This is a genomic window from Streptomyces sp. NPDC008079 (assembly GCF_042957385.1).
Classification (GTDB): Bacteria; Actinomycetota; Actinomycetes; order Streptomycetales; family Streptomycetaceae; genus Actinacidiphila.
This window is the reverse complement of the sequence record NZ_JBIBIC010000026.1, coordinates 53,457-67,599: the sequence shown is the minus strand read 5'-3', so window position 1 is coordinate 67,599 and position 14,143 is coordinate 53,457. Positions and strand designations below refer to the sequence as shown.

The 14,143-nt window shown below is 70.6% G+C and carries 15 protein-coding genes; 3 read left to right on the top strand and 12 right to left on the bottom strand.

What is annotated here, in order from left to right; all coding sequences use genetic code 11:
* Positions 1-86 precede the first annotated feature (86 nt).
* The 3 genes from ACFZAM_RS34820 to ACFZAM_RS34810 form a co-directional block, all read right to left on the bottom strand.
* Positions 87-1,307 carry an acyltransferase family protein gene (locus ACFZAM_RS34820; RefSeq protein WP_391052036.1) on the bottom strand — a complete coding sequence of 407 codons (1,221 nt, stop codon included), beginning with the start codon at positions 1,305-1,307 and terminating at the stop codon, positions 87-89.
* A 79-nt stretch (positions 1,308-1,386) separates the two neighbouring features.
* Positions 1,387-1,680, bottom strand: coding sequence for a DUF397 domain-containing protein (locus tag ACFZAM_RS34815; protein ID WP_391052033.1), 294 nt, complete (start codon positions 1,678-1,680; stop codon positions 1,387-1,389).
* A complete protein-coding gene (locus ACFZAM_RS34810; RefSeq protein ID WP_391052030.1) occupies positions 1,680-2,519 on the bottom strand; it encodes a Scr1 family TA system antitoxin-like transcriptional regulator in 840 nt (279 codons plus the stop codon). Before ACFZAM_RS34810 ends, ACFZAM_RS34815 begins: the two co-directional genes overlap by 1 nt.
* Before the next feature lie 114 nt (positions 2,520-2,633).
* Between ACFZAM_RS34810 and ACFZAM_RS34805 the strand changes: the two genes are divergently transcribed.
* Positions 2,634-3,050, top strand: a complete 417-nt coding sequence (locus ACFZAM_RS34805) for an ATP-binding protein (protein WP_355340645.1) — start codon at positions 2,634-2,636, stop codon at positions 3,048-3,050.
* A 7-nt stretch (positions 3,051-3,057) separates the two neighbouring features.
* Here ACFZAM_RS34805 and ACFZAM_RS34800 read toward each other — a convergent pair whose 3' ends face one another.
* From ACFZAM_RS34800 to ACFZAM_RS34765, 8 genes are all read right to left on the bottom strand, one after another.
* A complete protein-coding gene (locus tag ACFZAM_RS34800) occupies positions 3,058-3,867 on the bottom strand; it encodes a DUF4253 domain-containing protein (protein WP_391052027.1) in 810 nt (269 codons plus the stop codon).
* A gap of 752 nt (positions 3,868-4,619) precedes the next feature.
* Positions 4,620-5,360 (bottom strand): glycoside hydrolase family 19 protein, encoded by a 741-nt coding sequence (locus ACFZAM_RS34795; protein ID WP_391052024.1) that lies wholly within the window; start codon positions 5,358-5,360, stop codon positions 4,620-4,622.
* 179 nt (positions 5,361-5,539) lie between these two features.
* Entirely contained in the window at positions 5,540-6,118 is a 579-nt protein-coding gene (locus ACFZAM_RS34790; protein WP_355340636.1) for a YbhB/YbcL family Raf kinase inhibitor-like protein, read from the bottom strand.
* Between the two features lie 34 nt (positions 6,119-6,152).
* Positions 6,153-7,874 (bottom strand): MFS transporter, encoded by a 1,722-nt coding sequence (locus tag ACFZAM_RS34785; RefSeq protein WP_391052021.1) that lies wholly within the window; start codon positions 7,872-7,874, stop codon positions 6,153-6,155.
* Positions 7,875-7,935: 61 nt separating this feature from the next.
* Positions 7,936-8,376 (bottom strand): MarR family transcriptional regulator, encoded by a 441-nt coding sequence (locus ACFZAM_RS34780; RefSeq protein ID WP_391052018.1) that lies wholly within the window; start codon positions 8,374-8,376, stop codon positions 7,936-7,938.
* Positions 8,377-8,488: 112 nt separating this feature from the next.
* Complete coding sequence (locus ACFZAM_RS34775) at positions 8,489-9,262, bottom strand: DUF899 family protein (protein WP_391052016.1); 774 nt, start codon at positions 9,260-9,262, stop codon at positions 8,489-8,491.
* A gap of 96 nt (positions 9,263-9,358) precedes the next feature.
* A complete protein-coding gene (locus ACFZAM_RS34770; protein ID WP_391052013.1) occupies positions 9,359-9,859 on the bottom strand; it encodes a MarR family transcriptional regulator in 501 nt (166 codons plus the stop codon).
* Positions 9,853-10,563, bottom strand: a complete 711-nt coding sequence (locus tag ACFZAM_RS34765) for an SDR family oxidoreductase (protein ID WP_355340621.1) — start codon at positions 10,561-10,563, stop codon at positions 9,853-9,855. The genes ACFZAM_RS34770 and ACFZAM_RS34765 overlap by 7 nt, the downstream gene beginning before the upstream one ends.
* A gap of 287 nt (positions 10,564-10,850) precedes the next feature.
* Between ACFZAM_RS34765 and ACFZAM_RS34760 the strand changes: the two genes are divergently transcribed.
* Both ACFZAM_RS34760 and ACFZAM_RS34755 read left to right on the top strand, forming a co-directional pair.
* Positions 10,851-11,564: a GAF and ANTAR domain-containing protein gene (locus tag ACFZAM_RS34760; protein WP_355340618.1), complete on the top strand. Its 714-nt coding sequence runs from the start codon at positions 10,851-10,853 to the stop codon at positions 11,562-11,564.
* Between the two features lie 5 nt (positions 11,565-11,569).
* Positions 11,570-12,319, top strand: a complete 750-nt coding sequence (locus ACFZAM_RS34755; protein ID WP_355340616.1) for a GAF and ANTAR domain-containing protein — start codon at positions 11,570-11,572, stop codon at positions 12,317-12,319.
* A gap of 3 nt (positions 12,320-12,322) precedes the next feature.
* Here ACFZAM_RS34755 and argS read toward each other — a convergent pair whose 3' ends face one another.
* Positions 12,323-14,107 (bottom strand): arginine--tRNA ligase, encoded by a 1,785-nt coding sequence (argS, locus tag ACFZAM_RS34750; protein WP_391052008.1) that lies wholly within the window; start codon positions 14,105-14,107, stop codon positions 12,323-12,325.
* Positions 14,108-14,143 lie beyond the last annotated feature (36 nt).

The following is a 14,143-nucleotide window of genomic DNA, read 5'->3' as shown; positions in this document are numbered from 1 at the left end:
CCGTAGCACCGCCGGTAACCGGCGGTGCGCGGTTTCGTCCAAGGCGATACGCGGAGATACGCCCGAGTCCGGTGGGTTTTCTGGTGCTACCCGGCGGGCGGTTTCGAGTCGGCCCCGGTTGTCGGCGCGGGGACCGGCTTGGCCGGTTTGGCCGGCTTCTTGGGTAGCAGCCAGTTCTTCAGCGCCTTGGCCAGCGGCGTCTCCACGTATGTGTGGACGAGCCAGGCCGCCAGCAGCATCACGGCGACCAGCGCCGGAACCAGGATGCGGGCCGGGAGCACCCCGTGCGTGTGCCGGATGATCTCCCACCCGATGTCTTCGTGCAGCAGATACAACGGATACGTCATCGCGCCGGCGACCGTCAGCCAGCGCCAGTTGAAGAAGTTCAGCTTCCCGAGCGCGGCGCCCAGGACGAGACCGTAGAAGATGCTCACGACGGCCAGCGACCACCACCACGACAGATTGGTGTGGGTGGACGCCTCGGCGCTGGCCACCAGATCCGTGAGCTGGTTCTGTGCCATCAGCCAGGACGCCCCCAGCAGCAGCCACAGTATGGGCGTGGGCCCCACCCGGTGCATCAGGTAGATCACGATGCCGCTGACGAAGAAGGCCGCGTACTGGGGAACGATCATCAACTGCAGCAGATCGATCCCCGACTGCGGCGCGATTCCGGCCAGCAGCAGCCAGGCGATGCAGAAGGTGACCACTCGCCTGTAGGTCAGCCCCATCATCGCCACGACCATGAACAGCAGGTAGAACCGCAGCTCCACCCAGAGCGACCAGTACACGCCGTCCACGTCCTGCGCGCCCAGCAGCTCCTGGAACATCGTGACATTCGTCAGCACGTCGCTCGCGGCAAGGGTCGTTCCCCCCGGCCGCGTCACCAGCACCGTCGTGGTCACCGCGATGGCGAACCAGTACGCCGGATAGAGCCGGACGAACCGCGACACGGCGAACTGCTTCGGCGTCCGCCCCCAGCACGACATGCAGATGACGAACCCGCTGATCAGGAAGAACAGCTCGACGCCCAGCCATCCGTACCCGGCCACCTCGTGGACGCCGGGGAAGACCGCGCGCGAGGACTTCCCCCACGGGGACTCGAACCAGTCGTCGAAGCCCATGTAGTGGTAGGCGACCACCATGAGCGCGGCTATCAGCCGCAGACCGTCCAGCACGTACAGCCGCTTCTTCGGCTGCGGTGCCGCGCTCCCGGCCTTGCCTCCGGCGGCGGGCTCAGGGACCGGTGCGAGGTCGGGCAGCGGCGCGGAGCCGGTGGGGGCGGCATCTCCGCGAACAACGGTGCTCATAGGCGGGGTGTCCTAGAGGTGAACTGAGGCGAATTGGGGATTCCGCCCACCTTACCCCCGGGTAATTTTTAGGAATGTCCTAAAGAAGTGGCGTTTTATCGGTCATATCGGAACCCGGCGCCGCCGTGGCGGTGGCGGTCGCGGCGAAGGTGGCGAAGGCCGCCCATGCGGCCGGGGTGAACGTGAGGCTCGGACCCTGGGGGTCCTTGGAGTCCCGCACGTGCACGGCGGCCGGGTGAGCCGCGACCTCGATGCAGTTGCCGCCGTCGCTTCCGCTGTAACTGGACTTGCGCCAGTCGTAGGCGATCTCGACGCAGTCGCCGCCCTGGCTGCCGCTGTAGCTGGACTTGAACCACTTCAGGGGGTCGTTCATCACTCTCCTAGCAACCGGTCCAACAGACCCTTCGTGTCCTCGGGATCGAGGGCCTGAGCGCGCAGCATCGCATACTTGCGCGCAAGGATGCTCACCCCGTCGGGGTCGTGAATGAACAGGCTGCCGCGCTGAGTTTCAGCGTAGGCGAGGTGATCGTGTTCCGGTGTCTCCAAGAGAACGAAGGGGCCATCAAGGCCCGCGTGTGTGGTCCGGCCCAACTGGATGATCTGGATGCTGATGCCCGGCACATCGGCACACTCGCGGAGGTGTTGCACCTGGTTCAGCCACACGTCGTCACCGCCGATCCGGTCCATGAGCGCGGCCTCGGAGATGATGAAACTCGCGGCCGGCGGGATCTTCCCCTGCAAGATCTCCTGTCGCTTCAGGCGAGCCGTGACGCGGAACTCGATTTCCTCCTCGGTGAGAGCGGGGATGTCGTTACGGAACACCGCCCGCATGTACTCCTCCGTCTGGAGAAGGCCGGGCAGCACCTGGTTCTGGTACGAGTTGTACGTGAGTGCCTCGCGCTCAAGCTCGACGAACTCCGCCGCGAAGGTCGGGATGGCGTCGTCGACCTCCGGCAGGTGACGTACCGCCACCTCCAGTGCTCCCTTGGTGTCCAGCAAGCGGTCCAGCTCCTGTGCCAGGGAAAGAGTCAAGGGGCGACGTCCCTGTTCAATCGACTCCAACTTGGCCAGGCTCACGATAACGATTGGCGCTAACTGGGCCTGCGTGTACCCCGCCGCAGCACGGAACAGAGCCACTTGCGCGCCGAGCGAGTGGAAGGGAGACAGGTTCTTCTTTTCCTTGTTCGGCGGACGCCGTTTGCGAGGTGCCATACGACCGTAACTACCCCACTGCCACTCGACGTGTATCGGTCCTAACCCGTACACGCGGCGTGTACGAGTAACAGGTCTAGTACACCCCGAACACGCTGCGCGACGCTGAGCTTCATGAACGAAGACGTCCAGCACCTGGACCGCCGGGAGCGGTTCTACCGTCGGGAACGGCGCTCGGTCCCCGCCGCGCGGGAGTTCGCGCGGGAAGCCCTCACCGCGTGGGGGTTCGAGAGCCGGGAGGACGAAGTCCTCCTGTGTGTGAGCGAGTTGGCGACCAACGCGCTGCTGCACGGCGTGCCCCCGGGGCGCGGCTTCCTCTTACTGCTGCGCCGCGACCTCGGCACCACCTTGCGGGTCGAGGTGCACGACAGCGGCGGCGGCCGTCCGCACCTGGCCGACCGGCCGGGGCGTGAGCGCGATCAGGAGGAGTCCGGGCGCGGGCTCGTCCTGGTCGACGCGCTGGCCGACAAGTGGGACGTGGGGGAGCGGAACCCCGGCAAGATCGTGTGGTGCGAGTTCGCCGCCCGCTGACCGGGCGTCAGTCCCACCAGAAGGACCACGTGTGGACGTCGAGGACGGCCTTCTCCGCGTACTCGCGCAGCGTCTCGTAGGTGCCCTGGTCGATGTTGTCCGGGCAGAAGGCGTAGTGCTCGGCGGCGACGGCCTCGGCTTCTTCCTGGGTGCTCGGGGGCGCGGCGACGGAGACGGTGAGGCGGTCGAAGGCGAGGGCGATGACGCGTATGCCGAACCGGTCCTCCCACGAGCGGAGCACGGCGCACAGACGGGCGGGGTCGCTCTCGTAGTTGAGCGGGCCGCTCCAGCCGATCGCTGCGGGTATGTCGGCGCTGCGGCGGGCGTGGACCAGGGCCGCGCGCGGATTCTCCAGCCAGCCGGAGCCGACCATGTCGGCGGTGACCTCGGCGGCCAGGTCGTCGGGGTCGTCCACGGCCTTCGCGGCGGGGGCCAGGCCCGGCCACGCCGCGCCGTACGGCGCGAGGACGTCGTCCTCCTCGACGTCCTCGGCGTCCTCCTCGATCAGGCCCGCCCAGAACTCGGCGAGCACTTCCTCGGCGTCGTGGTCCCCGGCGTACGACGCGTGGTCGGGCATCAACTGCCAGTCCACCGGGCCTTTCGAGTACGGCGCGCTCGCCTCTATCAGCAGCGGTTGCAGGCCCGCCGCCCGCGCGGGCAGCAGGCTCGCCCACGCGTCGTCCGCCGCGGGGCCGTCCGCCATCCACAGCAGCGGCTCGTGCCAGCGGCCCTCGAACGTCGTGTCGACCAATGTGCCCGCGGGCAGCCGCAGGTCCAACTCCGCGAGTCGCGGCAGGGGGTTAGGAAGCATCGCCATGCGCCCGACTCTAGGGGCGACCACTGACAGCCGGACAGCCGTGCGTCCCGGACCGTGGGGACGGGATCCGGGACGTACGGTGCGGCCCTGCGGGCCGGGCTTTCCCGGCGGTCAGGCGCCGGGCCCCGGCCCGGCTCCGCGGGGCCTCGTCAGAGGACCGGGCCCGTGCTGTGGCGGTCGGGATACCAGTCCCAGCCGTCCGCGCAGTACCAGACGCCGTGGTGCCGGTAGCACTCGTCGGCCATCGCCGAGGGCCGCCCCTGTCGTGCGGGTCCGGCGGCCGAGGCCGGGCCTGACACAGAGGCGAGCAAAAGTATTGCCAGCGCCGTGATCGCAGCCGTCCGACCGAGCAACTTCCGCATGCTCAAACTCCTGTTGACCTGGGGGACAGGGACGCCTGATCCCTACCACCCCGGCCTCCTCCCCTACGCGCATATGCCACCTTTCCCCCAAGTAGCCCCACGGTGCCCTTGCGCAGGGCCATGCTTTTGGGGGCGCGGCCCCTGTGCCCTCCCCTTGCGCAGGAGGTTGCCCACCGTGGGCGCGGGGAACTGCGCGCTCAGCCCGCGCGGTGGTGCGCCTTTGAGAACCGGCCCCAGCGGGGCAGACGCTGTTGTTTTCGGGCTGACAGCCCGGTGGGGGCTGGTCGCGCAGTTCCCCGCGCCCCTGAAAAGATCGGCCAGCCGTCTTGGCAGGGGAACCGCCGAGGGGCGCGCCCCTGAAAAGACCGGCCAGCCGCCCCGGCAAGGGGGTCAGCAGGAGAGGTTGCCGCCGCCGACGTCGGTGCCGAGGAGGCGGGTGAACTTCTTGTAGAGGTTGATGCGGTCGTTGCGCTCGTCCGGATTCTTGCCGTTGCATTCGAGGTCGCCGTTGATGCTGCGGATGGTCTCACCGAAGCCCTTGCCGTTGACCATCGCGTTGTGCGGGGTCATCCTTCCGGCGCCGCTCTGGGTGTTCCAGAACCACAGCCCGGTCTTCCAGGACACGGCGGCGTCGCGCTGCACCAGGGACGGGTTGTGCAGCAGGTCGATGCCGAGGGCGTCACCGGCGGCCTTGTAGTTGAAGTTCCAGCTCAACTGGAGAGGGCCGCGCCCGTAGTAGGCGGCGGTGCCGGCCGGGCAGCCGTAGGGCTGGCCGCGGTCGCAGTAGTGGGAGTAGTTGGCGGTGTTCTGCTCGACCACGTACCGCAGGCCGCCGGTCTCGTGGCTCACGTTGGCCAGGAAGGCCGCCGCCTCGCGCTTGCGCGCCGAGCCGTCGCCGGAGCGGGCGAAGCCGGGGTAGGCGTCCAGCGCGCGGACCAGGCCCTGGTAGGTGTAGAAGGAGTTCCGCGCCGGGAACATCTGGCCGAACTGGGCCTCGCTGACGACGAACGAACCGTCCGCTGCGGCGGGCGCCGCCGGAACGGCGACCGCGAGCCCGCTTGCGACGGCTGCGGCGCTGAGCACCGCCAGAAGGCGGGACCGGGTGCGGGACACGGCACGGGACAGGGACATCTGCGCTCCTTGGGTGAGGCGGGCACGCGTCGCTCGCCGCCCGGACGGGACGGTCCGGGCGGGGGGAGACGGAGAGCGACGCAACGGCCGCCAGAATTACAGCCGTTCGCCCGAAATGCGCATATGACGCGCCGATATGCCGTCAAGAGTGTGGATCACAAGGCCGCGGCCGGCCGGGGTCAGCGCTCGTACACCCCGGTCAGCCGGCCGCGGGCGAGGACGGGGGAGGCGACGGCGGGCAGGACGGTACGGGGGCGGGCGCGGGTCAGGTCCTTCGTGGTCGGGGCGCCGTCGGTCACGGGGGCGGCGAGGGCGAAGAGCTGGAAGACGTAGCGGTGCGGGCCGTGGCCCTTGATCGGCGCGGGACCGTGGTAGCCGCGGCCGATGGTCGACCGCAGCACCCGTACGCCCGGGGCGGGTTGGCGCGCGGACAGGGCGCCGGTGTCCAGGCGGCCGGCCGTCGCCGGGTCGATCAGGGCGAGGCAGTGCACGGCGGGCTTGGACATGGGGACGTCGATGTCCTCGACGGACAGCAGGAGTTGGGCGGTGCCGTCCGGCAGCGGGGTCCACGCCAGGCGCGGGGAGAGGTCGGCGCCGCCGACGTTCTTCGCGCACTGCTCCAGCGGCAGGGGGCCGCCGTCCGTGAAGTCCTCGCTGGTGAGGGTCAGCAGGTCGGGGCCCTGGAGGTTGGGCAGGTGCCACGCCGCGTGGGCGTCGCCCGACTTGCGGTTGCTGAGGAGTCGGCCGAGCAGGGGCATGTGTCTCTCCTGGGGTGAGGGGCCGTCGGCGGCGTCAGGGAGCCGTGGACGGCTGGTGCTCGCGCTTCCGGCGCTCGCGGCCGGGAGCGGCGGGGTTGGCGCCGCGCAGCATCGAGGCGACGGCGGCGAGGAAGGCGAGGACGGCGCCGAAGGCGAACACGATGACCAGGCCGGAGTGGAAGGGCCCCGAGATCAGGTCGGGGAAGAACTCGTGTCCGGTCAGCGTCTGCCGCTGCGCCGCCGTCAGACGTGCCAGGGTGCCGGTGGGTTCGAGCAGGTGCTGCACCGGGTTGACGCCGAGCTGCGCGGCGAACAGGGACGAGACCGGGGGCAGGCCGCCGACCTGGGCCGCGACGTGCGCCGGTACGCCCTGCTGCCGCAGGCCACTGGTGAGGGTGTGCGGGAGGTTGCTGGCCAGCCCGGCGATCATCAGGGAGAAGAAGACGCCGATGGACACGGCGGTGCCCGAATTCTGGAAGGTCGCCCGCATGCCGGACGCGACCCCGCGCAGCTCGTCCGGCACGCTGCCCATGATCGAGGAGGAGTTGGGGGAGGCGAACATGCCGCTCGCGATCCCGTTGAGCGCGATCAGCAGCGCGAAGATCCAGTAGCTGAAGTCGATCGGCAGGAGCATCAGGCCGAGGAAGCTGGCGCCGAACAGCAGCGCGCCGCCGGTGGCCAGGCCGCGGGAGCCGATCCGGTCCGACAGATAGCCGGAGACCGGGCCCGCGGCGAGGAAACCGGCGGTCAGCGGCAGCATGAAGATGCCCGCCCACAGGGGTGTGTCGCTGTAGTCGTAGCCGTGCAGCGGCAGCCAGATGCCCTGGAGCCAGATGATCAGCACGAACTGCATGCCGCCGCGGCCGATCGAGATGGCCAGGCCCGCCAGATTGCCGAAGGTGAAGGCCCGCAGCCGGAACAGCCCCATTTGGATCATCGGCGAGGTGGCGCGTCTCTCGATGACGACGAACGCCGCCAGCAGGGTGAGGCCGCCGACGACCAGGGCGACGACCAGCGGATTCGTCCAGCCCATGGTGTGGCCGCCGTAGGGCTGGAGGCCGAAGGTGACCGCGATCAGCACCGCGCTCAGGCCCACCGCGAAGGTGATGTTGCCCCACCAGTCGACACGGCCGCCGCCGCGCTTTCCGGTGTCGCGCAGGGTGCGGTACGCCCACAGGGTGAAGAAGACGCCGACCGGCACGTTCACCCAGAACACCGCGCGCCAGTCCCACGCGGCGAGCAGGCCGCCCGCGACCAGGCCGATGAACATCCCGGCCAGGGCCGCGACCTGGTTGATCCCGAGCGCGAAGCCGCGCTGCTCCTTGGGGAAGGCGTCGACCAGGATCGCGGCGGAGTTGGCCGTCAGCATCGAGCCGCCCACGGCTTGCAGCACCCGCCAGCCGATCAGCCACATCGCGCCGTGGCCGCCGTCGTACGGGTCGAAGGAGAGCAGGATCGAGGCGAAGGTGAAGACGGCGAAACCGGAGTTGTAGATACGGACCCGGCCGTACATGTCGCCGAGGCGGCCGACGGTGACGACGAGGACGGCCTGGACCAGCCGGTACCCCATGATCATCCACAGCAGGTACGCGATGTTGCCCGGCGCGAGCGGGTCCAGGTGGATGCCGCGGAAGATGGCGGGGAGCGCGATCAGGACGATCGAGCCGTCGAGCGCGGACATGAAGACGGCGGCGGTGGTGTTGGTCAGCGCCGTCCACTTGTACCGGTCGCCCAGCGCCTGGGAGGGATGGGACATCGGCTCGCTTCCTGTCGCGTCCGGGGGCTTCCCGACGTGTCCTCGGGCGGGGTCCGTCGCGTCAGACGGCCTGGGCCAGCCGGTCGAGCAGGGGGGCCGCCGCCGCGAGCTGTGCCAGTTCGGCCGGGGTGAACGCGCCGCTGGTCAGGGCCCGGGTGATCTGCTCGGTGCGCGCGTTGCGCTTGTCCTCCAGCGCCCGCCGGCCCGCCTCGGTCACCGTCAGCACCACGCGCCTGCCGTCGTCCGGGTCCTTGCCGCGGTCGACCAGGCCGCGGTCCCGCAGTCCGGCGAGGGTGGTGCCCATGGCCTGGGCGGTGATCTGCACCTGCCGGGCCAGGGCGGAGGAGGTCGTGGGGCCCGAGCGGTTCAGGAGCGACAACGCCGTCCGCTCGGGCATGGTGAGGCCCCCGCCGGTGGGCACCTGCCGGGCGCGGCGCACCAGTGCGCCGACGCCGGTCAGGAGGGAGGCGGCGACGGCTGCGGGGTCCAGATCCTCGGTCATATGCTAAGGCTACCTTATCAACCTGCCTTATCTGTTTTTCGTCTCACGGAAGTGAGGGCGGGGGCGGGGTGGCGTGCGGGCGGGCGGGCGCGTCAACGGCGTCCGCGGCGCGTCAGTGGTGTTCGCCGCCGCGGCCCAGGGTCTGCTCGGCGGTCACGCCGGGACGCGTCCACTGCGGTACGGGCCGGCCGGTCGGGCCCCAGGTCGCGTTCCCGTCCACGTCCGCGCGCCAGTACCAGCACGGACCGTTCCCCTCGGGCCAGCCCTCCGGCGTGTCCTGCCACGCCTCGCGCCGCCCGTACGGCGTCATGTCCAGCAGCGCGAAGCTCCCGCTGGCCGCCTCGGTGCCACGGCCCGTCGTGTCGTACGTGAGGAACGTACGGTCGCCGTCGCGCAGGTAGGAGGTGAGGTGGCCCATCGCCCCGCCGACCGGCGCGGCCACGTCGCGCACCGAGTACCAGGGCTCGGTGTAGCCCATGAACTCCACGAACGGCGGGACCTCCTCCCAGCGTCCCGTCGTCAGCACGGCCCACGAGATGCCGCGCGCGTTCAGATACGCGGCGTCCTTCATGTGCCACGCCGTGACCGTGCACCCCTCGCACTGGCCCTGGTGCGGCGCCCCGTCGTGCCACATGTGCTTGTAGACCAGCAGCTCGTTGCGCCCCTGGAACAGGTCCCTGAACGGCACCGGGCCCTGCGCGCCCGTCACCTCCACCGACCCGTCGAACTCCACCATCGGCAACCGGCGCCGCGCCGCCGCGATGGCGTCCCCCTCGCGCGTATGGGCCTTCTCCCTGATCAGCAGCTCGTCCCGCGCCGCCTGCCACGTCTCCATGTCCACCACCGGCGGCCGTCCGCCGCCCGCTTCGCCCTGGGTGCTCGTCACGATGTCCTCCGCGCTCTGTCGTGAGTGTTCTCGGCCGTGTCCGGCGCCGGATTTCCGGCGGCGGTCACTACAAGAGACTCGGGGCGGGCCCGGAACTCATCGCGGCGGTTCGGCGGGGTCGGCCGGTTCGGCGGGCTCGGCGGGGCCGGTCGCGGAGGTGAGGCGGGTCAGGAGGGCGGTGAGGTGGGCGAGGTCTTTCCGGGAGAGGGCGGAGAGGGCCGGCGGGGGGCGGTGGAGGATCGCGTCGGCGGTGGCGATGGCGTCGTGGCCCGCCGGGGTGAGGGTGACGAGCTTGCGGCGGCGGTCGGCGGGGTGGGGGAGGCGTTCGACCAGGCCGTGGGATTCGAGTTTGTCGACGATCAGGGTGGTGTAGGGGGCGTCGGCCCCGATGGACGCGGCGAGTTGGGTGAGGGTCAGGGGCGCGTCGCGCAGGAGGAAGAGGGCCTTGCCGCGTCCGGCGCCGAGCCGGAAGCCGAGGGCTTCGGCCAGCTCGCCGTGGCGGTTGTGGGCCTCGACGAAGCCGTGCATGAGGGCCCAGACGGTCTCGGCGGAGGCGGAGGGGACGGCGGGTTCCGGGTCCGGGGGCGGGGTCACCATGCGACGGTGTTGCCGAGGTAGTCGACGTAGTGCAGGCCGGGGCTGTCCCGGAGGGAGTCGAGCGTCCTGACGACGTTCGGAATGCTCTCCTCGACGGTCAGCCGCCCGCCGGGTCCGCCGACGCCGATCCGCACCCAGCCGGGCGCCATCAGCACCAGCGGCCGGGACTCGCCCTCGTGCCGCGCCGCGTAGCTGCGCATGAAAGTGTTCAGCGCGGCCTTGCTGCCCCGGTACACCTCGTGCCCGCCGCGCTCGTTGTTGGCCACGCTGCCCTGGCCCGAGGACATGACCCCGATGGTGCCGGTCCCGGTCACGAGGTCCGAGAGCGTTTCGACGACCCGCAGCGGGCTCAGCGCGTTGGTCACCATGACCCGCACGAATTCCTCGGTCGACGTCTCCGCCACCGTCCCCTCGGGCTCGTTCGTGACGCCCGCGTTCACGAAGAGGAGGTCGAAGACGCGCCCCTCCAGCCGCTCGCGCACCGCCGTGACCTGCTCGGGGACCGTGACGTCCACCGTCTCGATCTCGACGCTGTCCGGGTGCGCCTCGGCGAGGTCGTGCAGCTCCGTCCGCCGGGTGCCGCGCACGGTCGCGACGACGTGCCACCCCTCGCGCTGCCACTCCCGCGCGAGGGCGAGGCCGAGGCCGCGGGAGGCGCCGATGAGCAGGACGCGCTTGCCGGATGCCGAATTGGTTGTAGTCATAACAATGATTGTGGGTCGTATAACTACCCGCGTCAAACGGAGCCGGGACACCCCGAGCCGGGGGTTTCGCGGCGCGCGCGGCCCCGACGACGTACACCGTCAACGTGGCGTGCGCCCGTAACCTCCGGAAAACGGGGCGATCGCGCACGCAGGGGATAAGGTCGGCGGGCGCACGGCGTCCGTCGTCCGTACAACACCCGGCTGAGGGGACGCCATGCGGGTGGCCGCTCGGACAGATCAGCCGCAGGACAAAGGGTGTTGGGCGCTGAGCCGTGATCAGTGACGCGATGGCGGAAGCACTGGTGTCGCTGCGCCGGGGCGAGTGGCCGCAGCGGGCGCGTCTCGCGGCCGTGGCGCTCGGGGTGGACGGCGTGTCGACGGCTCTGGCGGGGGACACCTCGCCGGGGAAGACCCCGGGGAGCCGGGAGGCGGCCGAAGTGCTCTGGTGCTCCGGCCCGTTGAGCCGTGCCTTCGAGGACTTGCAGTACACGGTCGGCGAGGGCCCGGCCGCCGACGCCGTACGTACTGGCCACGCCGTCCTGGCACCCGACCTGCGCCGCGTGCGCGCCGACCGCTGGCCCGCGCTGGTGCCGGAGGCCGAACGGCTGCCGGTCCGCGCGGTGTTCTGCTTCCCGATCGCGCTCGGCGCCATCCGGATCGGCGTGCTGACCGCCGTACGCGCCACGGCCGGGGCGCTCGGCACCGAACAGACCGGCGACGCCCTCGTCCTCGCCGACGCGCTGGCCGCCCGCTACCTGGGGGACGAGGGCGGCGCCGAACTGCCCGGCACGCTGTACAGCGCCGTCGTCCACCAGGCGGCGGGCATGGCGAGCGTGCAACTCGGCCTCCCGCTCGCGGACGCGCTCCTGCGGCTGCGGGCGCACGCCTTCCGGAGCGGGCGGCCCATCCGCGTCGTGGCGCATGATGTGGTGGCCAGACGGCTGCGCCTCGATGTCAACGGCGACGGCACCCTCCCCTCCACCGCAGCAGACAAGGACTGATCCCCATGACGCGTGTGCAACGCCTCACCGAAGTCTTCGTGGAGGTCGCCGACTCGCTCACCGACGACTTCGACATCATCGACTTCCTCCAGCGGCTCGCCCAGCGCTGCGCGGAACTGCTGGACATCGCGACGGTCGGCATCCTGCTCGTGGACGAGCACGGCACGCTGCACCCGCTGGCCGCGTCCGACGAGAGCACCCGGCTGCTGGAACTCTTCGCGTCCCAGCACGACCAGGGCCCGTGCGTGGAGTGCTTCCGCACCGGCGACGCCCGCATCGACGTGGACCTGACCGCGCCGATCACCCGGACCCGCTGGCCGCACTTCACCACGCGGGCCACCGAGGCCGGATTCGTCCGCACCCACGCCTTCCCGATGCGGCTGCGGCAGCGGGTGGTGGGCGCGCTCAGCCTCTTCCAGCGCGAGTCGACGCCGATCAGCGAGGAGGACCGGCTGCTGGCGCAGGCGCTCGCGGACATCGCCACGATCGCGATCCTCCAGCAGCGGACCCTGGAGCGCAGCCAGGTCGAGCGCGTGCAGCTCCAGACCGCGCTGACCAACCGGATCGTGATCGAGCAGGCCAAGGGCGTGCTCGCCGAGCGCTGGGGTCTGTCGGTGGACGACGCCTTCGGCGCCTTCCGCCGCTACGCCCGCGCGCACCACCTGCGGCTCGCGGCGCTCGCCTACGACGTCGTCCAGGGGGACTTCGACACAGCGGCGATCTTCCGCGAGCCGGAGGGGCCCGAGGGGTCCTAGCTCCTAGAGGCGCTCGGGGGTACGGATACCGAGCAGCGTCAGACCCTGCCGCAGGGTGCGAGCGGTGACGTCGCAGAGGAAGAGCCGGTTCTCCACCACGGCGGGGCTGTCCGCCTTGAGGACCGGGCACTGCTCGTAGAACGTCGCGAACGCCGAGGCCACCGAGAAGAGATACGCGGCGAGCTTGTGCGGCTCGTACGTCTCCGCCGTCGAGGCCAGCGCCTCGCCGAACTCGTCGAGCAGCAGCCCCAGCGCGCGCTCGGCGGGTGCCAGCGGCAGCTCGGGGTGGGCCGCGGGCCGCGCGTCGCCCGAGCGCCGGATGATCGACTGGATCCGTGCGTACGCGTACTGGATGTACACGCTCGTGTCGCCGTTGAGCGACACCATCCGGTCCAGGTCGAAGACGTAGTCCCGGCCCAGGGACGTGGACAGGTCCGCGTACTTCACCGCGCCGATGCCGACCTCGGTGCCGCGCTCGGCGACCTCCGCGTCCGACAGCTCGCCCTTGGTGTCCTTCTCCTTGACGACGGCCGTCGCCCGCTCCACCGCCTCGTCCAGCAGGTCCTCCAGCTTGACGCTCTCGCCCGCCCGGGTCTTGAACGGCTTGCCGTCCTTGCCGAGCACCGTGCCGAACGGGATGTGCTTGACGGTGACCTCGTCGGTCAGCCAGCCCGCCCGCCGGGCGGTCTCGAAGACCATCCGGAAGTGCAGCGCCTGCCGGGCGTCCACCACGTACAGCAAGGTGGTGGCGTGCAGATTCTGCGTCCGGTCCCGCACCGCCGACAGGTCGGTGGCCGGGTAGCCGAAGCCGCCGTCGGACTTGCGGACGATGAGCGGGACCGGCTCGCCGTCCTTGCCCTTGATGTCGTCGAAGAACACGCACAGCGCGCCGTCGGACCGGACCGCGACACCGGACTTCTCCAGCAGGTCGCTGGTCTCCACCAGCATGTCGTTGTACCCGGACTCGCCGACGATGTCCTCGTCCTGGATCGCGATGTCGAGCTTGTCGTAGACGGAGTGGAAGTAGATCAGCGACTCGTCGACCAGCCACTGCCAGATCTTCAGCGTCTCCGCGTCGCCCGACTGGAGCTCGACCAGCCGCTTGCGGGACCGGTCCTTGAACGCCTCGTCGGAGTCGAAGAGCGTCCGCGACGACTTGTAGAGCCGGTCGAGCCGGGACATCGACGCCTCACCGGCCACCGCGGAGTCCGCGGTGGTCTGCGTGCTCTCCAGCTCGTCCGGGTGCTCCATCAGGTACTGGACGAGCATGCCGAACTGGGTGCCCCAGTCGCCGATGTGGTGCCGCGGGATCACCGTCTCGCCGCTGAACCGCAGAATCCGCACGATCGCGTCGCCGATGACGGAGGACCGCAGGTGCCCGACGTGCATCTCCTTGGCGACATTCGGCTGCGCGTAGTCGATGACGGTGGTGCCGGGGTGCTCGGCCAGGGGTACGCCGAGCCGGTCGTCCTCGGCCCGCAGCGCGAGGTTGGCGGTGATCGCGGTGTCCGTGACCGAGATGTTGAGGAAGCCGGGTCCCGACACCTCGATCTCGCCGATCAGCCCGTCGGGGCCGTCCGCGGGCAGCCCGGCCAGCACGGCGGCGGCCAGCTCCCGGGGATTGGCCTTCGCCTTCTTGGCGAGGCCCAGCACGCCGTTGGCCTGGAAGTCGGCCCGGTCGCTTCGGCGCAGCAGCGGGTCGGCACCGTCGGCCGACGGCACGGCGGCCGCGAGGGCGGCCGAGACACGCTGCTGGAGTGAAGCGGACAGGGAGGTGACCGAGGCCATGGGTGTGCCGTTCCGTGTGTCGTGGATAGCGGACTT